Annotated in this window: 20 protein-coding genes (1 of these 20 cut by a window edge); 9 read left to right on the forward strand and 11 right to left on the reverse strand. The window is 66.9% G+C overall.

Going from position 1 to position 19,833, the window contains the following annotated elements:
* Window positions 1-87: 87 nt before the first annotated feature.
* Window positions 88-3,654, reverse strand: a complete 3,567-nt coding sequence (gene mfd, locus E2E30_RS04145) for a transcription-repair coupling factor (protein ID WP_133187523.1) — start codon at window positions 3,652-3,654, stop codon at window positions 88-90.
* A gap of 49 nt (window positions 3,655-3,703) precedes the next feature.
* Window positions 3,704-3,970, reverse strand: coding sequence for an FAD assembly factor SdhE (locus tag E2E30_RS04150; protein WP_133187525.1), 267 nt, complete (start codon window positions 3,968-3,970; stop codon window positions 3,704-3,706).
* 87 nt (window positions 3,971-4,057) lie between these two features.
* On the opposite strand from E2E30_RS04150, the gene recG reads away from it, so the two are divergent.
* Entirely contained in the window at window positions 4,058-6,118 is a 2,061-nt protein-coding gene (recG, locus tag E2E30_RS04155) for an ATP-dependent DNA helicase RecG (protein WP_133187527.1), read from the forward strand.
* 3 nt (window positions 6,119-6,121) lie between these two features.
* Here the strand turns inward: recG and E2E30_RS04160 are convergent, their stop codons facing one another.
* The 5 genes from E2E30_RS04160 to serS all read right to left on the reverse strand — a co-directional run bounded on the left by E2E30_RS04160 (window position 6,122) and on the right by serS (window position 11,109).
* A complete protein-coding gene (locus tag E2E30_RS04160) occupies window positions 6,122-6,442 on the reverse strand; it encodes a PilZ domain-containing protein (protein ID WP_133187529.1) in 321 nt (106 codons plus the stop codon).
* 99 nt (window positions 6,443-6,541) lie between these two features.
* Window positions 6,542-7,768 carry a tyrosine--tRNA ligase gene (gene tyrS, locus E2E30_RS04165; protein ID WP_133187531.1) on the reverse strand — a complete coding sequence of 409 codons (1,227 nt, stop codon included), beginning with the start codon at window positions 7,766-7,768 and terminating at the stop codon, window positions 6,542-6,544.
* A gap of 29 nt (window positions 7,769-7,797) precedes the next feature.
* The gene (locus tag E2E30_RS04170; RefSeq protein ID WP_240699023.1) at window positions 7,798-8,913 is read right to left on the reverse strand and encodes a M23 family metallopeptidase; all 1,116 of its coding nucleotides are present in this window, start codon (window positions 8,911-8,913) and stop codon (window positions 7,798-7,800) included.
* 26 nt (window positions 8,914-8,939) lie between these two features.
* Window positions 8,940-9,704, reverse strand: coding sequence for a 5'/3'-nucleotidase SurE (gene surE, locus E2E30_RS04175; RefSeq protein WP_133187533.1), 765 nt, complete (start codon window positions 9,702-9,704; stop codon window positions 8,940-8,942).
* A gap of 124 nt (window positions 9,705-9,828) precedes the next feature.
* A complete protein-coding gene (gene serS, locus E2E30_RS04185; RefSeq protein WP_133187537.1) occupies window positions 9,829-11,109 on the reverse strand; it encodes a serine--tRNA ligase in 1,281 nt (426 codons plus the stop codon).
* A gap of 95 nt (window positions 11,110-11,204) precedes the next feature.
* Here serS and E2E30_RS04190 point away from each other — a divergent pair, with 95 nt between their 5' ends.
* Window positions 11,205-11,645 (forward strand): host attachment family protein, encoded by a 441-nt coding sequence (locus E2E30_RS04190; protein WP_133187539.1) that lies wholly within the window; start codon window positions 11,205-11,207, stop codon window positions 11,643-11,645.
* A 59-nt stretch (window positions 11,646-11,704) separates the two neighbouring features.
* Here E2E30_RS04190 and E2E30_RS04195 read toward each other — a convergent pair whose 3' ends face one another.
* On the reverse strand, window positions 11,705-11,800 hold the full coding sequence (locus tag E2E30_RS04195; RefSeq protein ID WP_133187541.1) for a PEP-CTERM sorting domain-containing protein: 96 nt from the start codon (window positions 11,798-11,800) through the stop codon (window positions 11,705-11,707).
* A gap of 145 nt (window positions 11,801-11,945) precedes the next feature.
* Here E2E30_RS04195 and E2E30_RS04200 point away from each other — a divergent pair, with 145 nt between their 5' ends.
* From E2E30_RS04200 to E2E30_RS04210, 3 genes are all read left to right on the forward strand, one after another.
* A complete protein-coding gene (locus E2E30_RS04200; protein WP_133187543.1) occupies window positions 11,946-12,644 on the forward strand; it encodes a hypothetical protein in 699 nt (232 codons plus the stop codon).
* A gap of 504 nt (window positions 12,645-13,148) precedes the next feature.
* Entirely contained in the window at window positions 13,149-13,613 is a 465-nt protein-coding gene (gene dksA / locus E2E30_RS04205; RefSeq protein WP_133187545.1) for an RNA polymerase-binding protein DksA, read from the forward strand.
* 75 nt (window positions 13,614-13,688) lie between these two features.
* Window positions 13,689-14,069, forward strand: coding sequence for a PilZ domain-containing protein (locus tag E2E30_RS04210; protein WP_133187547.1), 381 nt, complete (start codon window positions 13,689-13,691; stop codon window positions 14,067-14,069).
* Between the two features lie 56 nt (window positions 14,070-14,125).
* Here E2E30_RS04210 and E2E30_RS04215 read toward each other — a convergent pair whose 3' ends face one another.
* A complete protein-coding gene (locus tag E2E30_RS04215; protein ID WP_133187549.1) occupies window positions 14,126-14,281 on the reverse strand; it encodes a YdcH family protein in 156 nt (51 codons plus the stop codon).
* A gap of 176 nt (window positions 14,282-14,457) precedes the next feature.
* On the opposite strand from E2E30_RS04215, the gene E2E30_RS04220 reads away from it, so the two are divergent.
* Window positions 14,458-14,655: a YdcH family protein gene (locus E2E30_RS04220; protein WP_133187551.1), complete on the forward strand. Its 198-nt coding sequence runs from the start codon at window positions 14,458-14,460 to the stop codon at window positions 14,653-14,655.
* A gap of 127 nt (window positions 14,656-14,782) precedes the next feature.
* On the forward strand, window positions 14,783-15,220 hold the full coding sequence (locus E2E30_RS04225) for a DUF1465 family protein (RefSeq protein ID WP_133191919.1): 438 nt from the start codon (window positions 14,783-14,785) through the stop codon (window positions 15,218-15,220).
* A gap of 55 nt (window positions 15,221-15,275) precedes the next feature.
* Here the strand turns inward: E2E30_RS04225 and E2E30_RS04230 are convergent, their stop codons facing one another.
* Window positions 15,276-16,235 carry an NAD(P)H-dependent flavin oxidoreductase gene (locus E2E30_RS04230; protein WP_133187553.1) on the reverse strand — a complete coding sequence of 320 codons (960 nt, stop codon included), beginning with the start codon at window positions 16,233-16,235 and terminating at the stop codon, window positions 15,276-15,278.
* 106 nt (window positions 16,236-16,341) lie between these two features.
* Here E2E30_RS04230 and E2E30_RS04235 point away from each other — a divergent pair, with 106 nt between their 5' ends.
* Window positions 16,342-18,933: a M1 family metallopeptidase gene (locus tag E2E30_RS04235; protein WP_133187555.1), complete on the forward strand. Its 2,592-nt coding sequence runs from the start codon at window positions 16,342-16,344 to the stop codon at window positions 18,931-18,933.
* 51 nt (window positions 18,934-18,984) lie between these two features.
* Here E2E30_RS04235 and E2E30_RS04240 read toward each other — a convergent pair whose 3' ends face one another.
* The gene (locus E2E30_RS04240; RefSeq protein WP_133187557.1) at window positions 18,985-19,509 is read right to left on the reverse strand and encodes a gamma carbonic anhydrase family protein; all 525 of its coding nucleotides are present in this window, start codon (window positions 19,507-19,509) and stop codon (window positions 18,985-18,987) included.
* A 186-nt stretch (window positions 19,510-19,695) separates the two neighbouring features.
* Between E2E30_RS04240 and E2E30_RS04245 the strand changes: the two genes are divergently transcribed.
* Window positions 19,696-19,833: the start of a hypothetical protein gene (locus E2E30_RS04245; RefSeq protein ID WP_206365636.1), read on the forward strand. 243 nt of this gene lie beyond the right edge of the window; only the first 138 of its 381 coding nucleotides appear in the window; its start codon is at window positions 19,696-19,698; the stop codon falls past the right edge of the window.

Below are 19,833 nucleotides of genomic sequence, written 5' to 3' on the forward strand. Positions count from 1 at the left end.
CGAAGCTGAGCGGGCGTAGCGCCCGATGCTCTTCCGCTTCGCTACTGGGCCCCGGCCTTCGCCGGGGAACCAACTGGGCAGGGCGCGTTACCCCGCCGCCTTGGCCAACCCCTTCGACAACTGCAGCGCGCCGTGTAGCCGCGCCTTGGGATCGCCCCAGGTGCGCGTAACCACCAACTTGCTGTCCGGCCGCAACCGCGCGACGCCGTCGAGCTTGGCGACCCATGCCAGCAGCCCCTCGACGTTCGGCGGCTTGTCGTCGAAGAAGGTGACGAGCGCGCCCTTGGGGCCGACGTCCATCTTGGCGACGCACGCCTTCTTGGCGTTCAGCTTGATCTCGATGATGCGGATCAGGTTCTCGGTCGGCGCGGGCAGCTTGCCGAAGCGGTCGATCATCTCGGCGGCGAACGCCTCGACCTGGTTCTGGTCCTCGAGATCGTTGAGGCGTCGGTACAGCCCCATCCGCAAATCGAGATCGGGGACATATTCCTCGGGGATGAGGATCGGCGCGTCGACCGTGATCTGCGGCGAGAAATCCTTCGGGCGCAGGCGCTGGCCGCCGGCCTTGGCGTCCATGATCGCTTCCTCCAGCATCGACTGGTAGAGTTCGAAGCCGACTTCCTTGATGTGCCCCGATTGCTCGTCGCCGAGCAGATTGCCCGCGCCGCGCTGGTCCAGATCGTGGCTGGCGAGCTGGAAGCCCGCCCCCAGCGTATCGAGATCGCTCAGCACCTTGAGCCGCTTCTCGGCGGTCTGGCTGAGCGTGCGGTTCTCGGGCGTGGTGAGATAGGCATAAGCGCGCGTCTTGGCGCGTCCGACGCGGCCGCGCAGCTGGTAAAGCTGCGCCAGGCCGAAGCGGTCGGCGCGGTGGATGATCATCGTGTTGGCGCTCGGAATGTCGAGCCCGCTCTCGACGATCGTGGTCGAGATCAGCACTTCGAACTTCTTGTCGTAGAAGGCCGACATCCGCTCCTCGACCTCGCTCGGCGCCATCTGGCCGTGCGCGACGACGTAGCGCACCTCGGGCACATGATCGCGCATGAACGCCTCGATCTCGGGCAGGTCCGCTATCCGCGGGGTGACGAAGAAGCTCTGGCCACCGCGATAATGCTCGCGCAGCAGCGCTTCGCGCAGCACGACCGGGTCCCACGGCATGATATAGGTGCGCACCGCGAGGCGATCGACCGGCGGGGTCTGGATCACCGACAGCTCGCGGATGCCCGACATCGCCATCTGCAGCGTGCGCGGGATCGGCGTGGCGGTCAGCGTGAGGACGTGGACGTCGGTCTTGAGCCCCTTCAGCCGTTCCTTGTGCGTGACGCCGAAGCGCTGCTCCTCGTCGACCACCACGAGGCCGAGCCGCTTGAACTCGATCCCCTTGGCGAGGATCGCGTGCGTGCCGATCACGACGTCGATCGTGCCGTCGGCGAGGCCCGCCTTGGTCGCCTTGGCCTCGGCGCCGGGAACGAGCCGCGACAGCCGCCCGACGTTGAGCGGGAAGCCTTCGAAGCGCGCGGTGAAATTGTTGAAATGCTGGCGCGCGAGGAGGGTGGTCGGGCACACCACCGCGACTTGCAGCCCCGCCATCGCCGCGGCGAACGCACCGCGCAACGCGACCTCGGTCTTGCCGAAGCCGACGTCGCCGACGACGAGGCGGTCCATCGGCGTGCCCTTGAGCAAATCGCCCATCACGTCCTCGATCGCGCGGTCCTGGTCGTCGGTTTCTTCGTACGGGAAGCGATCGACGAAGGCGGCATAGCCGCTGTCGCGATCGATCGTCTCGGCGGGGCGCAGCGCGCGTTCGGCCGCGGTGGCGATGAGCTCGCCCGCGATTTCGCGGATCCGCTCCTTCATCTTCGACTTGCGGCGCTGCCAGGCTTCGCCGCCGAGCCGGTCGAGGCTCGCGCCTTCGCTGTCCGAGCCGTAGCGGCTGAGGACTTCGAGGTTCTCGACGGGGACGAACAGCTTGTCGCCGCCGGCATAGGTGAGCGCGACGCAATCGTGCGGCGCCTGGCCGACGGGGATCGAGGTCAGGCCCTCGTAGCGGCCGATGCCGTGGTCGGCATGGACGACCAGGTCGCCCGGCGTGAGCATCGCCAGCTCGGCGAGGAAGGCGTCGGCGGATTTCTTGCGCTTGGCGCGACGGACGAGGCGGTCGCCGAGCATGTCCTGCTCGGTGAGGAGCGCGACTTGGGGGCTAGAGAAGCCGTGGTCGAGCGGCAGGATGATGAGCGCGACCGTAACTCCCCTCCCGCTTGCGGGAGGGGTTGGGGGAGGGGCGTGCTGCGCTTTCGCGGTTGGTTGCTTGGGGACAGGCCCTCCCCCAGCCCCTCCCGCAGGCGGGAGGGGAGCAGAAGGAGCAGAAGCGCCGAGCGCCTCTTGCCACGTGTCCACCAGCTTGAGGTTCGTCGCCCCATGATCGCGCAGCAACCCCGCCAGCCGCTCGCGCGCGCCCGCCGAATAGCTCGCCAGCACCGCTTTCCGCCCATCGCGCTCGAGCGTGCGCAAATGATGCACCACCGCCTCGTAGACATTCGCGCCGTTCGCGCGCTCGGCGCCGAAATCGCGCGGGCCGTCGACGCCGAAGTCGAGCACGCTCCCGCTCTCGGGCTCGTGGAACGCGGTGATGCGGTGCGCCGGCGCCTCGTCCAACCGCGCCGCGAAATCCTTGGCGGTCAGGTACAGCGCATCGACCGGCAGCGGACGATAGCTGCCGGGGTCGCTGACCTGCGCCTTCACCCGGTTGGCGTGGTAATCGGTGATCGCCTCGAACCGCTGCTCCGCCGCTGCGACCGAGCCCGCATCGCGCAGGATGACGACATCGTCGCCGAGATGGTCGAACAAGGTCGTGAGCTTGTCTTCGAACAGCGGGAGCCAATGCTCCATCCCCGCGAGCCGGCGCCCTTCCGAAATCGCCTGGTACAGCGGATCGCCCGTCGCGGTCGCGCCGAAGCGCTCGCGATAGCGTGCGCGGAAGCGCTTGATGCTGTCCTCGTCGATCAGCGTTTCCGACGCGGGGAGCAGGATGAAGCCGTCGACGCGGCCCGTCGTGCGCTGGTCGGCGGGGTCGAAGGTGCGGACGCTCTCGATCTCGTCGCCGAAGAAATCGAGCCGGAGCGCATGCTCCTCGCCGCTCGGGAACAGGTCGACCAGGCCGCCACGGACCGCGAATTCGCCCGAATCGGCGACGGTCTCGACGCGGACATAGCCGTTCGCCTGAAGCTGCGCGGCGAGCTTGTCGCGGCCGATCCGCTCCTTTGGCGCGAGCCTCGCGACAAGCTGGCGGATGCGGAACGGTGTCAGCGTGCGCTGCGCCACCGCGTTGACCGTGGTGAGCAGGAGCTGGGGGCCTTTGACAGGCTGCTGCAGCCGGTGGAGCGTCGCCATGCGCTCGGCCATCACCCGCAGCGTAGGGGAAGCGCGATCGTACGGGAGGCAGTCCCACGCCGGAAAGGTGAGGATCTCGAGCTCGGGCGCGAAGGTCTGTGCGGTCGCGGCGATGGCGCGCATCGCGGCCTCGTCGGGCGCGACGAACACCGCGCGCGATTTGGCGGCGCGGGCGAGGTCGGCGAGCAGCCACGGCTCGAACCCGGTCGGCACGCCGGCGAGCGTGAGTGGGGTCTTGGCGGTGAGGATCGTGTTGAGGTTTGGCATCGGTACTTTCGAGGTCCGTCACCCCGGCACAGCGCCGGGGAACGAGAGACTATTCCGCGATCGGCACGTAGTTGAGCGCCTGCAGCGCCTCGAGGATCGATCCGCGATAGCGCTCGGGGCAGGTATCGGTCCCGATCGCCCACGCCATGATATCGACGTCCTGCTCCTCGAGCAGCTCCTCGACCAGCGTGAGCTCGGCACCGTCCCAGCCCGCCGAGCGCGCATCGAAGAAGCCGCCGATCAGCAGATCGGCTTCCTTGGTGCCGCGGTGCCAGGCGCGGAAGCGCAGGCGTTTCAGGCGGGTCTCGCGGTCCATGCTCGCTCCATACAGAAATGCCCGACACCGACCGACAGCGGAACGCTGGCGGCGGAAGCCGGGTGGGGGTAGAGGACCCAGATAGTCATGCGACCCGATATCCTCAATCCATTGTTCGCCGAAGTCACGGCGCTGAAGGGCATCGGCCCGGCACTCGCCAAACCGCTCGACCGGCTCGGCCTGTCGCGCGTCGTCGATGTCGCCTTCCATCTGCCGACCGGCTGGGTCGATCGTCTCGCGCGTGAAGAGCTCGACATGGCCGATGCCGGGCGGGTGATCGCGATCACGCTGACCGCGCAATCGTACCGCTCGAGCGCGGGGCGCGGGCCGACGCGGGTTCATGCGACCGATGCGCTCGGCAACGTCGTCAGCCTCGTCTATTTCGGCGGGAATTCGGGCTGGGCGAAGAAGTTGCTGCCGGTCGGCGAGCCACGCCGCGTGTCGGGCCGGCTCGAAATGTACGGGCAGGATCTGCAAATGGTCCACCCCGACTATGTCCTGCCGCTCGAGGAAGCCGGCGACACGCCCGAGCGCGAGGCGATCTATCCGCTGTCGGAGGGGATGACCTCGAAGCGGCTCGGCCAGCTCGCCGCGCAGGCGATCGAGCGCGCGCCGGACCTGACCGAATGGATCGAGCCTGGCTTACTCGCCAAGCAGCAATGGCCCGCCTGGCGTGAGGCGCTCGCGCGGATCCACGCCGATCCCTCCGACGCGATGGCGCGCGAGCGGCTGGCGTACGACGAAATCTTTGCCAACCAGCTGGCACTGATGCTTGTGCGCCAATCGTCGCGGGCAAGGCGGGGACGGGCGCTCGCAGGGACGGGTAAGCTGCGCGATGCGCTGCGGCTGCCCTATGAGCTCACCGGCGCGCAGGCGCGTACCGTGCGCGAGATCGAGGGCGATCTCGCCCAGCCGCAGCCGATGCTGCGCTTGCTGCAGGGCGATGTCGGCTCGGGCAAGACGCTCGTCGCGACGCTGGCGATGCTCGTCGCGGTCGAGGCGGGCGCGCAGGCGGCGTTGCTCGCGCCGACCGAGATCCTCGCGCGCCAGCATTACGAATCGCTGCGCCGCACGCTCGCCGGGCTGCCGGTCGAGGTCGCGGTGCTCACCGGGCGCGACAAGGGCAAGGTGCGCGAGGCGACGCTGATGGGGCTCGCCGCGGGGACGATCGACATCCTGATCGGCACGCACGCGATCTTTCAGGAGGCGGTCGCGTACAAGGATCTCGGGCTCGTCGTGGTCGACGAACAGCACCGCTTCGGCGTCGCGCAGCGGATGATGCTCCAGGCGAAGGCCAAGGCCGCACCGCATTTGCTGGCGATGACCGCAACGCCGATCCCGCGCACGCTGACGCTCGCCAATTATGGCGAGATGGATGTCAGCCAGCTCGACGAGATGCCCCCGGGCAGGCAGCCGATCGAGACGCGCGTGATTTCCGAGGACCGCCTCGCCGATGTCGTCGATGCACTCGGCCGACATCTGTCGGATGAGGGCCAGGCGTACTGGGTCTGCCCGCTGGTCGAGGAAAGCGAGAAAAGCGACATGGCCGCCGCCGAGGCGCGCGCCGAGACGTTGCGTGCGCGCTTCGGCGACCGTGTCGGGCTCGTCCACGGCAAGATGAAGCCCGCCGAGAAGGACGCGGTGATGAGCGCGTTCTCGGCCGGGCAGCTCGGCGTGCTCGTCGCGACGACGGTGATCGAGGTCGGGGTCGACGTGCCCAATGCGACGCTGATCGTGATCGAACATGCCGATCGCTTCGGGCTCGCGCAGCTCCACCAGCTGCGCGGTCGTGTCGGGCGTGGCTCGGGCAAGTCGAACTGCCTGCTGATCCGCGGCGGGTCGCTGAGCGAAACGTCGCGTGCGCGGCTGGCGCTGATGCGCGAGACGACCGACGGCTTCCGCATCGCCGAGGAGGACCTGCGCTTGCGCGGGGCAGGGGAGTTGCTCGGTACCAAGCAATCGGGCGAGGCCGGTTTCCGCCTCGCGACGCCCGACATGCTGATGACGCTCCTTCCGGTCGCGACGGATGATGCGCGACTGCTGATCGACCGCGACGGCGGGCTCGAGGGTGCACGCGGGCAGGCGGCGCGCACCGCGCTTTATCTGTTCGAGCGCGATGCCGGGGTTGCGCTGTTGCGGTCCGGCTGAGCGCTACTTCGCCTTCAACAGCACCGCGAGCAGTTCGTAATATTCGGGCAATGCGATCGCCACGTCGAGTTCGCACCCGATCCGCCCGCCCAGCGCCCAGCGGATCTCGGCAACCACCACGCCGACCACCGGCAGCGTGACGCGAAGCCGATCGCCGACGCCGTAGCTCAGGTCGCACCGCGCCATCAGCCCGGCGGCCGAGAGATTTACGATCAGCAAGGAGAGTTGCCGCGCGTCGGGCCCGAACGCCCGTGCGCGGTAATGTACTTCGTCGCGGACGAGCGTCCGGCTCTCCGCTGTCGCCAAGTCCAACGCCTTACCCATTACAAGCCCCCTCTTGGGTGGCCTTGACGCTAGGGCCGCGGGTGTGAAGCAGTACGGAACGAACCCGCTTAACAGCGGATTACCCGAACTGTGGCGCAATCAGCCGCGGACGAGCAAGCCGTGGTTCTTCTTGCCTGCCGCGATCCGCACCGGCGCATCGCCGACGCTGACGATCATCGCTTCGTCGCTGACCTTGTCTGCACCGACGCGCGCGCCACCGCCCTTGATCAGCCGCTTGGCTTCGCCCTTCGACGCAGCGAAGCCCAGGCCGATCAGCGCGTCGACGATGCCGATATCGCCGCTCACGGTGAAGGTCGGCAGCGAGCCGCCCGCCGCACCTTCCTCGAAGGTCCGGCGCGCGGTCTCGGCCGACTCGAGTGCCGCGGCTTCACCACGGCACATCGTGGTCGCGGCGTTGGCGAGGACGATCTTGGCGGCATTGATCTCGGCGCCCTCGAGCGCCTCGAGCCGCGCGATCTCGTCGAGCGGCAGATCGGTGAACAGCCGCAGGAAGCGCCCGACGTCGCGGTCGTCGGTATTACGCCAGAATTGCCAGTAATCGTAATGCGGCAGCTGGTCCTCGTGGAGCCAGACCGCGCCCGACATGGTCTTGCCCATCTTCCCGCCATCGGCGGTCGTGATGAGCGGGGTGGTGATGCCGAACACCTCGGTCCCGTCCATCCGGCGCGAAAGCTCGATGCCGTTGACGATGTTGCCCCACTGGTCCGATCCGCCCATCTGCAGTCGGCACCCGGCGCGGCGTGACAGTTCGAGGAAGTCGTAGGCCTGGAGGATCATGTAGTTGAATTCGAGGAACGACAGCGATTGCTCGCGGTCGAGCCGCAGCTTGACCGAGTCGAACCCGAGCATCCGGTTGACCGAGAAATGCTGCCCGACGTCGCGGAGGAAGGGGATGTATTCGAGCTTGTCGAGCCACTCGGCGTTGTCGAGCATGATCGCGTCCGACGGGTCATCGCCAAAGGTCAGGAAGCGTTCGAAGATCCGGCGGATCGACGCGACGTTGTGCGCGATCCCGTCATGGTCGAGCAGCTTGCGCGCTTCGTCCTTGAAGCTCGGATCGCCGATCTTGCCAGTGCCGCCGCCCATCAGCACGATCGGCTTGTGGCCGGCCTGCTGGAGCCGGCGCAGCAGCATGATCTGCACCAGGCTGCCGACATGGAGCGAGGGCGCGGTCGGATCGAAGCCGATATAGCCCGGCACGACCTGCTTCGCCGCAAGCGCATCGAGCGCTGCCGCGTCGGTGGTCTGGTGGATATAGCCGCGGGTCGACAGCAGGCGGAGGAGATCGGAAGTGTGCTCGGTCATTCCGGGCGCATAGCCGATTTTTGCGTTCGTTAAATCCCCGGCAATTGCCGTTGCGGATCGACCGGTGTGCGGCCCTTGCGCATTTCGAAATGGACCTCGGGCCGGCTCGCCGCGCCCGAATCGCCCGACAGTGCGATCGTCTGGCCGCGCTTGACCGCCTGACCGCGCCGGACGAGCAGCTGGCTGGCATTGGCATAGACCGTCGTCCAGCTCGATCCATGCTTAACGATCACCAGGCCGCCGAGCGTCGGAACCCCGCTGCCGGCATAAGCTACGACACCGTCCGCCGAGGCGAGAATCGGCGTGCCGAGCGGCACCGCGATGTTGACGCCGTTGAACTTCTCGCCCGAAGCGCCCGGGCCGAAGCGCGTGATGATCTTGCCGTGGACCGGCCAGGCGAAGCCGCTCGTCAACTGCGCCGGCTCGGCGAGCGCTTGCGTCGGCGCGAGCACGCGGCGCGGCGACGCGGTCGGCTGGGCGGGGCGTTGGTTGGCGGCGAGCGCGGGCTCGCTGCCGGTGAGGATATCATCGATGTCGAGCGTGAAGGCGGCGGCGCGCTCGGCCGCCGAACTGCCGCCAGCGGTGCCCGGGATCAAAACGCGCATCCCGACGCGCAGCGTGTAGGGCGCGGTCAAATCGTTGGCGGCGATGATCCGCGACCAATCGACCGCATAGGCGCGCGCGATCGCGATGCCCGTCTGGCCCGCGCGCACGAGATGATAGCGCCCGCCCGGGATCGTCAGCCGCTGCCCGGCGCGCACCACGAAGGGCGCAGGCAGCTGGTTCGCGCGCGCGATCGCCTCGGATCCACCGCCGGTACGATCGGCAATCGCGCGCAGCGTGTCGCCAGGGTGGACGAGATAGGTGGTCGTATCGATCGTCGCGGCATCGGCGGTGACGGGGCGGGCTTGCCACGCCGGCAAGGGCGCGGGGAGGGCGGAGACGCGCTCGTCGATGCGGCGCGGTTCGTAGCGCTCGGGCTGTGTATCGTCGCGCGGGCCGGTCCGGTCGTCGCGCCACGCCGTATCCTGGCGATCGCGCGGCGGTCGGTACCCGCGGTCGGGTCGGTCGGGATTGGGAATACACGCGCCGAGCGTCGTCAACAGCAGCATTGCCGCCCAGCCGTATTCCCTGCCCCGCACCATCCCCGTCCCCCTGATCGCCCCGACCGTTACGTATAAAGCTGGTTAAGCATAGCGAGCGACGCGTGATGTGTCAGGTCGAGATGCAAGGGCGTCACCGCGATGAACCCGTCGGCCACGGCTTCGAGATCGGTCGAATGCGCCGGCGTGTCGATCGGCGGACCGAGCGCGAACCAGTGATAGTCATACCCGCGCGGATCGCGGTTGGTGACGATCTGCAAGCGGCCATAGTCGCGCAGGCCCTGTTGCGCGATCCGGATGCCCTTCACCGCATCGGCCGCGCCTGCCGGGAAATTGACGTTGACGAGTGTGCGCGGCTCGAGGGGCGCATCGATCAGCGGGCGCAGCACGCGCTCGCCCCATGCCGCAGCGGCATCGAACGGGACGGTGTCGCCCATGCCCTGCTTGTCATAGACCTGGCTCAGCGCGATCGAGCGGACGCCCGCGAGCGCGCCCTCCATCGCCGCCGAGACGGTGCCCGAATAGGTCACGTCCTCGGCCAGATTGGCGCCGCGATTGACCCCCGACAGGATCAGGTCGGGCCTGTGATCGGCCATGATCCTGGCGAGCGCCATCATCACCGCATCGGTCGGCGTGCCCGCGACGGCGAAGCGCTTCTCGCCGTGCTCGCGAACGCGGATCGGCCGGGTGAGCGTCAGCGAATGGCCCGCGCCCGATTGCTCGTCGGCGGGGGCGACGACCCACACATCGTCCGAGAATTTCGCGGCGATCGCCTCGAGCACCTTGAGGCCGGGGGCGTGATAGCCATCATCGTTGGTGAGCAAGATGCGCATCGGATCTCTTTCAAATTCGAACCAACTCCCGTTCGCCCTGAGCTTGTCGAAGGGCTGCTCGCCACACATTCCGAAGTGTGTGCGGCGAGCAGTGCTTCGACCGGCTCAGCACGAACGGTTTGGGTCAGTGCTTGGGCTCCAACCGCGTCACGCCACCCATATAGGGTAGCAGCGCCTCCGGCACCGTGACGCTGCCGTCCGCATTCTGATAATTCTCGAGCACTGCCACCAACGTCCGCCCGACCGCGAGCCCCGAACCGTTGAGCGTATGGACGAACTCGGTCTTTTTCTCGCCCGCGACGCGGTAGCGCGTGTTCATCCGCCGCGCCTGGAACGCGCCGGTGTTCGAGCACGAGCTGATCTCGCGATACGCGTTCTGGCCCGGCAGCCACACTTCGAGGTCGTAGGTCTTGCGCGCGCCGAAGCCCATGTCGCCGGTGCACAGCAGCAGCTTGCGATAGGGCAGGTTGAGGCGTTCGAGGATCGTCTCGGCGGCGCGGACCATGCGCTGGTGCTCGGCCTCGCTGTCTTCGGGGCGCACGATGCTGACGAGCTCGCATTTCTCGAACTGGTGCTGGCGGATGAAGCCGCGCGTGTCGCGTCCGGCCGCGCCCGCTTCGGAGCGGAAGCATAGCGTGAGCGCGGTCAGCCGGAGCGGGAGCGCGCTTTCGTCGAGCAATTCGCCCATGACGCTCGCGGTCAGGCCGACTTCGCTCGTCGGGATGAGCCAGCGATCGTCGGTCGTGCGAAAGCTGTCCTCGGCGAACTTCGGCAGCTTGTCGGTGCCGTACATCGCCTCGTCCTTGACGAGCACGGGCGGGTTGCATTCCTCATAACCATGCTCGCGCGTCTGGACGTCGAGCATGAACTGGCCGAGCGCGCGGTGCAGACGCGCCATGTCGCCGCGCAGGAAGGTGAAACGCGCACCCGAGAGGCGCGCGCCGGTTTCGAAATCCATGCCGAGCGCAGGGGCAAGATCGGCATGTTCGCGCGGCGTGAAGTCGAAGCCGCGCGGGGTGCCCCAGCGGGCGACTTCGACATTCTCTTCTTCGCCCGCGCCGTGCGGGACATCGTCGGCGGGCAGATTGGGGATGATCTCGAGCGCCGCCTTGAGCTGTGCCGCGACATCCTTTTCCTCGGCCTCGATCGCGGGCATCCGCTCCTTCAACGCGGCGACCTCGGCCATCAGGCTGGCGGCGGTGGCGTCGTCCTTCTTGGCCTTGGCCGCGCCGATCGCCTTCGAGGCTTCGTTTCGGCGTGCCTGGCCGGTCTGCGCTTCGGTGATCAGCGCGCGGTGGCGCTCGTCGAGCGCGACCAGCCCGGCGGCGAGCGGCGACAGCCCGCGACGCGCGAGCGCGGCATCGAAGGCGGCAGGGTTTTCGCGGATCGATCGGATATCATGCATGGTCGCAGGCTATGCCCAGCCTGCCGCAAGCGCGCAACCCGCGCGGCACGCGGCGCGTTGCCCGACATACCACCAACCATAAGAGGCCAGCGCCCATGCAGATTTCCCACAACGCCGTCGTGCTCGTCGCCGATGGCCGCAAGTCGCTGTTCCTGCGCAACGAGGGCGACGCGACGCATCCCAACCTCGTCGTCGAGCGCGCGGTCGAGCAGATCAATCCGAGCGACGGCGAGCAGAAGACCGACCACGCCGGACGCTCGTCGTCGAGCGTCGGTGGCGGCCATAATTCGATGGCCGAGGTCGATTTCCACCAGCAGGAGGAAGACCGCTTCGCCGCCGACACCGCCGAGCTGCTCAAGAAGCGTGCGCTGGCAAACGATTACGACCAGCTGTTCGTCGTCGCCCCGCCGCGGACGCTCGGCGAGCTGCGCAAGCATTATCACAGCGAAGTCAGCGCGCGGTTGAGCGGCGAGCTCGACAAGGATCTGACCGGCCATCCGATCGACCAGATCGAAAAGGCGCTGCAAGCCGCCTGAAACAAAGCGGGCTCCCGCGATGGTCGCGGGAGCCCGTTTGTATTCGCGCGATCAGCCGGTCAGGCGGCGATGGCGTTCCGCTTGGTGAAGCGCTTGCGCGCAACGAGCGCCGCTGCCGCTGCGCCGAACAGCAGGACCATCGGCGGCGCTGGCACTGGTGCGGGCGGGCCATCGGGATTGCCGGGCGTGCAGTTCGCGCCGCAGCTCGAGCTGCCATAGCTGCTGCTGCCCCAATTGCTGCTCGAATTCCAACCGTGGCTGCTCGATCCATAGCTGCTCGAGCTGGCCGACGAGGTGCTCGTGCTCGATCCGTTTGACGAACTGGCCGACGAGACATTGCCGCTCGAGGCCGAGGAGACGTTGCCGCTCGACGAGGTCGACGACGAGGAGGCCGACGAAACGTTACCGCTCGAAGAGGTCGATGACGAGACATCGCCGCTGCTGCCGCCCGATGCCGAGGAGACGTTGCCGCTCGACGACGATCCGCCCGTCGACGACGTGCTCGACACGGTCGCGCCGCCGGTCGAGGTCGAGGAGCCGCCGCTGCCGCCCGACGACGAGGTGCTGGAGACTGCACCGCTCGACGTGGAGGAGCCGCCGGTCGATGTCGACGAGCCGCCAGTCGAGGTCGACCCGCCGCTGGTGGACGAACTGGTCGAAGATCCGCCCGACGATACGTTGACGACGGTGCCGCTGCTGCCGGTCGACGTCGACGATATCGTGATGTTGCCGCCGCCTCCGCCGCCACCGCCGCCACCGAAGAAGCCCCCAGCAAAGAAGCCGCCGCCGCCGCCGAAGCCGCCGCCGATCACCGCTGGGCCAAAGCCGCCCGGAGACCCGTTAAAACCGTTGAACGCGGGCGGCAGCGGGATCGGCGCGCCCTGCGTCGTCACCACGACCACTTGCGGTGGCGGGGTGGTACGCGTCGTCGTCACGACTCGACGGACCCGGCGCACCGAGGCCACCGCCGTCTTGCGTACGATTCGCTTGGTCTTGTGAACATAGGCCGTGCGGGCCCGAGACGAATCCGCGACATGCACCGCGCCGCCGCCGACGATCGCGCCGCCGCACGCACAGGCACACAGTTTCGCCAAGGCCATCCGCACCGACATATCGCCACTCTCTCTTTACCGTTAAATCAATACTCTATGGCGTTCCACGGTAAGTTTCGCCACGTCGCTTTATCGGGTAAACGGCAACAAATCGTTACGTTCAAGCGCGTTCCCCACCTCACAACCCTTAATCCACGATTTTGTCACATTCGCAAAGGTTGATTGTGAGTTAACGTTTCGTCTTGGGACACAGGCGCGTTCGCCGCTCGCACGGCGCCGATGCGTGTTCGGGTGGGTGCGGGAAAAGCACATCACGCGAAGCAACGGAAGAAGATCGCATCGGATTGCTTGTGGAGCTTCAAGGGCATGGCTATAGGCCCGCACGACGTGAGTTGACCCGGGGGCGGACCCACGATGCGTTCGGCATCGTGCGGCTGTGGGAGAAAATGGGATGGCGACGGTCTTGAATCGACACGATGACTCCGCGAAGTTCGCAGTGCCGCCCGTCGGCGGTGATGACGGCTACCGGCCAAGCGCCGACGAAGAGTTCATGAACCCGCGGCAGCAGGCGTATTTCCGCGCCAAGCTGCAGGGGTGGAAGGACTCGATCCTGCGCGAGGCGGCAGGAACGCTGTCGCAGCTCCAAGTCGATACGCTGCGCGAAGCCGATCTGACCGATCGCGCGTCAAGCGAGACCGACTGGTCGATCGAACTGCGCACGCGCGATCGCCAGCGCAAGCTCATCTCGAAGATCGAAGCGGCGATGCGCCGAATCGACGAAGGCGAATATGGCTATTGCGAAGTGACCGGCGAACCGATCTCGCTCGCCCGGCTCGAGGCACGGCCGATCGCGACGATGACGGTCGAGGCGCAGGAGCGCCACGAACGCCAGGAAAAGATCTCGCGCGAGGAGTGATCTTCCGCATCTGTTAAGTGGTTCGATACATTTCCCCGGCTATGACGATCATAACGGAGGCCGTAAGTTCAGGCGATGGATCAATATTCCCACGATCCCCTCAGCGCTCCCGACGAGGATGGCGCCCACAACCGGCAGGAGTCACGCGACAGCCTGTTCCTGATGGCGGATTTCCGCGTCGTCGGTGGTAGCGAGGTTCGCCCGCTCCGGGTGCGCAATCTGTCGGCCGGTGGCTTGATGGCCGAACTCCAAGGTGGGCTCGAACAGGGCCTGCGCGTCGAATTCGATGTGCGGGGTATCGGCTGGGTGCCCGGGCAGGTCGCTTGGTCGGCGGCCGGGCGCATTGGCGTGGCGTTCGACCAGCAGATCGATCCGCTGCTGGCGCGCAAGCCCGTCGGGCAGGGGGCGCAAACACCAACCTTTGTAAAGCCGATCTTCGGTCGCCCGCTTCGCTGAGTCGATCGATCGGCGGGTAAGCGGACCCGGACGCGCTGCGCCCGGGCCCTGTGGCATCAGATTTGCGCCAATTCCTGTTTGATCCTGAGCTTCTGCTTCTTCAGCGCGGCCAGCGTAACGGCGTCGGGCAAGGGCCGCTGCGCTTCGGTGGCGATCTGTCGATCGAGGACTGCATGCTTGGCCGTCAGGGCCGAATGATGCGCGGTCTGCATGGATGCGTACCTCCTTCATGAGCTGCTTGGGGGAGCGAATAGAAACATGCTTGAGGTTAATTGTCTTCCCTCATTTTGCGGGAGCGCGACGCGCGCACCGAATTGCGCGACCGGTCGATTTTATCCGTGTCGCAGCGCCGCGATTTGCTAAGACGAGGCAATCGAGCGGGGACCGAATGGACGACAGCCTTATCGCAAAGCGCCTCGAGGTGTTACGCGTCGAACATCGAGATCTGGATTCGGCCATAGGCGCGCTGATCGACAGCGGCTCGGCGGACCAGCTCCAGCTCGCGCGGTTCAAGAAGCGCAAGCTGCGGCTGCGCGACGAGATCGCGCTGCTCGAAGACCAGTTGATTCCCGACATCATCGCCTAGGCCACCAGCGTCTGGCGCGCCGCTCCGCTTTGGGACATGCCGCCGCAAATCTGCGATGGACGCGCTACCTTTGCGCCTTCGATTATGGCTAAGGTCAGCGATGCGAGTAAATTGGCACGACTTACGGATGCAGCGGCGCGTGATCGACACGCTGTATATTGATGCGATGGTGCTGGCCGACGAAGCCCGCAGCTATTTCGATGAGGGCGGGCGCGCCGATCGCGAGGCGCTCGATCCGATGGCGCGCGTCGCCTTCTCGTGCGAATCGCTCAAGGTCACGACTCGCTTGATGCACATCATCGCCTGGCTGCTGACTCAGCGCGCGGTCGAGGCGGGGGAAATGCTGCCGCGTGACGCGCTTGATCCGTCGCGCCGGCTCGGCACCGCGCCGGTGACCGATTCGGTTGCGCTCGAACAGATGCCCGAATCGGCGCGCACGCTGATCGCGGCGAGCGTGGAATTGCATGGCCGCGTCGCGCGGCTCGACGATGCCAGCGCGGGCGTAGACCTCGAGATCGAAAGCCCGGTGCGATCGCTGCACCAGCGGCTGGCGATGGCATTCTAGCCCGCCGAGCGAGACGGCGAGGAGCGGGGGGCCGGATCCGTCCGGCCCCGGTCGTTCAGAGCTTCAGCCGCTCGCGCGCCGCGCGGTACTGCGCTTCGAACCGGTCGACCATCGCCGCGACCGACTCGACTCGCTCGATCACGCCGATCCCCTGGCCCGATCCCCAGATTTCCTTCCACGCCTTGGGCTTGGCGCCGTTGCCGGTGCCGAAGTCCATCGTCTTGAGATCGCCTTCGGGCAGCGCATCGGGGTCCATGCCCGCCGCGACGATCGAGGCGCGCAGGTAATTGCCGTGCACGCCGGTGAACAGGTTCGAATAGACGATGTCGGCGGCCTTGCCCTCGACGATCCCCTGTTTGTACGCGGCTTCCGCATTCGCCTCGAGCGAGGCGATGAAGGGTGAGCCCATATAGCCGAAATCGGCGCCCATCGCTTGCGCCGCGAGGATGGCGTCGCCCGTCGCGATCGAGCCCGACAAAGCGAGCGGCCCGTCGAACCACTGCCGGATTTCCTGAATGATCGCGAAGGGCGACAGCCGCCCAGCGTGCCCGCCCGCGCCGGCGGCAACCGCGATCAGCCCGTCGGCGCCTTTTTCGATCGCCTTGCGCGCGAAGCGGTCGTCGATCACGTCATGCAGCGTGATCCCGCCCCAGCTGTGCACCGCGGTGTTGAGATCCTCACGTGCGCCGAGCGAGGTGATGACGATCGGCACTTGCCACTTCGCGCAGGTCGCGAGATCGGCCTCGAGCCGCTCGTTCGAGCGATGGACGATCTGGTTGACCGCGAACGGCGCCGCCGGGCGCTCGGGATGGTCGCGGTTATGCGCCGCCAGTTCCTCGGTGATGCGGTGGAGCCATTCGTCGAGCATCGCTTGCGGTCGCGCGTTGAGCGCGGGGAAGGATCCGACGATCCCCGCCTTGCACTGCGCGATCACCAGTTCGGGACCCGAGATGATAAACAGCGGCGAGCCGATCAGGGGAAGCCGCAGCGACGAGAGGAGGGGCGGTGTGCTCATGTCCGTTTCATAGCGCAACCGAAAGGACTGTCCAGCGGCCTCGATTTGCCTCGCGTGCAGAAAGCCTTATGGCGCGCAAATCCCCGTTTGTTTCCGGAGTAACGAAGTGAAGCTCACCCTTGCCGCCGCGCTGTTGCTCGGAACCGCGACTCCTGCTTTCGCCGTCGGGCAATTGCCCAGTGGCATCGCGCCGGTCGCCTATGACATCACGATTCGCCCCGACGCCAAGGCGATGACCTTTTCGGGCGAGGAAACGATCAGCATCGCGGTGGCGAAGCCTACTCGCACGGTCGTGCTCAACGCCGCCGACCTCAAGATTTCGCGCGCGATGGTCGACGGGGCGGCGGTCCCCTTCACGATCGATACCACCAAGCAGCAGCTGACGTTGACGCTGCCGACGATGCTCGCCGCGGGCCAGCACCGTGTCCAATTCGCCTGGACCGGCACGATCAACACCTCGGCTGCGGGCCTGTTCGCGATCGATTACAGCAACCAGGACGGCTCGTCGTCACGGCTGCTGGTCACGCAGTTCGAGGCGCCCGATGCGCGCCGCTTCGCGCCGATGTGGGACGAGCCCGGCTACAAGGCGACCTTCAAGCTCAGCACCGTCGCGCCCGGCGACCAGACCGCTTTCTCGAACATGCCCGTCGCCAGCGTGACCAAGCAGGGTGACGGCACCAAGCTATACCACTTTGCCGAGACGCCGAAGATGTCGAGCTATCTGCTCTTCCTCGGCATGGGCGATGTCGAGCGCAAGACGGTGATGGCGGGCAAGACCGAGATCGGCGTCATCACGCGCCGCGGCGTCGTCGACCAGGGCGATTACGCGCTCGAATCGGCCAAGCGCCTGCTGACCTATTACAACGACTATTTCGGCCAGCCCTATCCGCTGCCCAAGCTCGACATGATCGCCGGCCCGGGCTCGAGCCAGTTCTTCGGCGCGATGGAGAATTGGGGCGCGGTCTTCTATTTCGAGCCCGAATTGCTCTACGACAAGAAGCGCGCGACGCAGAGCGGCAAGCAGCGCATCTACACCGTCGTCGCGCACGAGATGGCGCACCAATGGTTCGGCGATCTCGTCACGATGAACTGGTGGGACGATCTCTGGCTCAACGAAGGCTTCGCCTCGTGGATGGAGAACAAGTCGAGCATCGACCTCAACCCCGACTGGTTCGCCGGCGCGACCGCGGTGGCGCAGGATCGCGAAGGCGCGCTGCAGGTCGACGCGACCGCCGCGACGCATCCCATCATCCGCCATGTCGAGACCGTCGACCAGATCGGCGAGGCGTTCGACGGGATCACCTATGCCAAGGGGCAGGCGGTCATCGGCATGATGGAGTCGACGCTCGGCCCGGACGTGTTCCGCGACGGCATCCGCCGCTATATGGCAAAGTACAAATACGGGAACACCACGACCGACCAGCTGTGGGCCGAACTCTCGGCTGCCGCGGGGCGGTCGGTCGCCGAGGTCGCGCATGATTTCACGCTCCAGCCCGGCGTCCCGCTCGTCACGATGACGGGCGCGCGCTGTGTCGCTGGCAAGACGCAGGTGACGCTGACGCAAGGCCGTTTCGGCTATGACGCGACCGCCAAGCAGTCGCTCGACTGGCATGTGCCATTGACGCTCGGTGTCGTCGGACAGCCGGTGACGCGCGCCGTGGTGCGCGGGGCGAAGCCGATTACGGTCAGCGTGGGCGGCTGCGGCACCGTCGTGCTCAACCGCGACAAGGGGTCGTATGCGCGCGTGCTCTACAGCCAGGCTGGGCATGACGCGATCGTGCGCGACTTCGGCACGCTCGCACTGACCGATCAGCTCGGCACGCTTGGCGACGATTTCGCGCTCGCCAAGGGCGGCAACCAGAAGCTCGATCGCTATTTCGCCGATGTCGCGGCGGTCGCGCCCGATGCGAACCCCTTGCTGTGGCAGACGATTGCCGGGCAGCTCGCCGACCTCGAGGGCCGCTTACCCAAGGGCGCGGCGAAGGACGCGATGCGCGTGCGAGTCCGCGCGACGCTTGCTCCGGCGATGCAGCGTGTCGGCTTCACCGCGACCAAGGACGAATCGCCGCTCGTTGCAACGCTGCGCGAAACGCTGATCGCGGTGCTCGGCCATCGCGGCGACCCTGCGATTGCGGACAAGGCGCGCGGCTATGTCGCCGCATTGGCGACCAACCCCGATGCGATCCCGGCGGCGATCCGTCAGCCGATCCTCGGCACGTACGCGACCAATGCGACGCCGGCCGAATGGGACGCGCTGCTCAAGCTGACGCTCGCCGAGAAGAATCCGGTGGTGAAGAACGGCTATGTCCGCTTGCTCGGCGCGGCCGAGGACGATGCGCTCGCGCAGCGCGCGCTCGATCTGTTGACGACCGACCGCTTCACTGCGCCGCAAAAGGCCGGTTTGCTCAAGGCGGTGGCGGGCGGGCATCCCGACATGGCGTTCGACTTCGCGCTTGCGCATCTACCGCTCGTCAACACGCTGGTCGAGACGAGCACACGCGCCGGCTTCGTCGCGAGCTTGGGTGCGGGGTCGGACGATCCGGCGATGCCGGGCAAGATTACCGCGTTCGCCGCTGCCAATCTGCCGCCAGCGGCGCGTGGCGGTGCCAAGGCGATCGTCGCTTCGATGGCAGCACGGCAGATGGTGAATGCCCGCATCCGCGGCGACATTGCGGCGTGGGCGATGGCGACCAAGTAACCGACACTATGGCTCCCTTCCCCGCGCGATAGGTGCAGGGGAGGGGGTCGGTCAGTCGATCCGCGTGAGCCCCGCGGCATATTTACGACCATTCGCAACATAATGCTCGGCCGAGACGCGCAGCATCGCCTGCGCGGCGTCGTCGAGCGTACGGACGGCGCGGGCAGGCGCGCCGACGATCAGGCTGCCAGGCGGGAACACCTTGCCCTCGGTCACCAGCGCGCCCGCGCCGACGATCGATCCTTCGCCGATCTCGGCGTGGTTGAGCACGATCGCGCCCATCCCGATCAGCACGCGGTCGCCGATCGTGCAGCCATGCAGCACGGCGTGGTGGCCGATCGTGCAGTCTTCGCCGATGGTGAGCGGGGCGCCCGGGTCCGAATGGCACATCGCGCCTTCCTGGATGTTGCTGCGCGCCCCGACGATCATCGGCGTATTGTCGCCGCGCACGACCGCGCCGAACCAGATACTGACATCGTCGCCGAGCCGTACGTCGCCGATCAGCTCGGCGCTCGGCGCGATCCAGGTCGCTTCGCCCAGCGTCGGGCGGAGTCCGTCGATTTCATAAAGCGGCATGGCGATCCTCATGGGTTGTGCAGGCATCGTGCACATCGATTGGCGCGGTCGGCAAGCCGCACGCCGTTTTACGCCGCCGGTTCCGCGGCTTGATCCGGCTCAAGCAGATATAAAGACACGCATTTCTGCGGACCTCGGCGCGTGCACGTGGCGTTGATACGCCATTGCAACCCAGAGGAAGACAGCATGGCCATCAAGTTTGCCGGAACGATCAACGCCCTCAATCGCGGTATCGGCTCGACCAAGCCCGACAAGGGCGGCGACATGATCGAGGATTGGGAAGCCGCACTCGCGGATATCGACACGCCCGGCGCAAAGGGCATT

It is taken from the genome of Sphingomonas sp. AAP5 (assembly GCF_004354345.1).
GTDB lineage: Bacteria > Pseudomonadota > Alphaproteobacteria > Sphingomonadales > Sphingomonadaceae > Sphingomonas > Sphingomonas glacialis.

Excerpts from the sequence above, each read along its gene's own strand:
- tyrS (WP_133187531.1), bottom strand. The coding sequence starts at position 7,768 with ATGACCGAGCACACTTCCGATCTCCTCCGCCTGCTGTCGACCCGCGGC.
- mfd (WP_133187523.1), bottom strand. The coding sequence starts at position 3,654 with ATGCCAAACCTCAACACGATCCTCACCGCCAAGACCCCACTCACGCTC.
- serS (WP_133187537.1), bottom strand. The coding sequence starts at position 11,109 with ATGCATGATATCCGATCGATCCGCGAAAACCCTGCCGCCTTCGATGCC.
- E2E30_RS04230 (WP_133187553.1), bottom strand. The coding sequence starts at position 16,235 with ATGAGCACACCGCCCCTCCTCTCGTCGCTGCGGCTTCCCCTGATCGGC.
- E2E30_RS04170 (WP_240699023.1), bottom strand. The coding sequence starts at position 8,913 with ATGGTGCGGGGCAGGGAATACGGCTGGGCGGCAATGCTGCTGTTGACG.
- E2E30_RS04225 (WP_133191919.1), top strand. The coding sequence starts at position 14,783 with ATGCAGCGGCGCGTGATCGACACGCTGTATATTGATGCGATGGTGCTG.
- E2E30_RS04220 (WP_133187551.1), top strand. The coding sequence starts at position 14,458 with ATGGACGACAGCCTTATCGCAAAGCGCCTCGAGGTGTTACGCGTCGAA.
- E2E30_RS04160 (WP_133187529.1), bottom strand. The coding sequence starts at position 6,442 with ATGGGTAAGGCGTTGGACTTGGCGACAGCGGAGAGCCGGACGCTCGTC.
- E2E30_RS04240 (WP_133187557.1), bottom strand. The coding sequence starts at position 19,509 with ATGCCGCTTTATGAAATCGACGGACTCCGCCCGACGCTGGGCGAAGCG.
- surE (WP_133187533.1), bottom strand. The coding sequence starts at position 9,704 with ATGCGCATCTTGCTCACCAACGATGATGGCTATCACGCCCCCGGCCTC.
- E2E30_RS04150 (WP_133187525.1), bottom strand. The coding sequence starts at position 3,970 with ATGGACCGCGAGACCCGCCTGAAACGCCTGCGCTTCCGCGCCTGGCAC.
- E2E30_RS04215 (WP_133187549.1), bottom strand. The coding sequence starts at position 14,281 with ATGCAGACCGCGCATCATTCGGCCCTGACGGCCAAGCATGCAGTCCTC.
- E2E30_RS04210 (WP_133187547.1), top strand. The coding sequence starts at position 13,689 with ATGGATCAATATTCCCACGATCCCCTCAGCGCTCCCGACGAGGATGGC.
- dksA (WP_133187545.1), top strand. The coding sequence starts at position 13,149 with ATGGCGACGGTCTTGAATCGACACGATGACTCCGCGAAGTTCGCAGTG.
- recG (WP_133187527.1), top strand. The coding sequence starts at position 4,058 with ATGCGACCCGATATCCTCAATCCATTGTTCGCCGAAGTCACGGCGCTG.
- E2E30_RS04190 (WP_133187539.1), top strand. The coding sequence starts at position 11,205 with ATGCAGATTTCCCACAACGCCGTCGTGCTCGTCGCCGATGGCCGCAAG.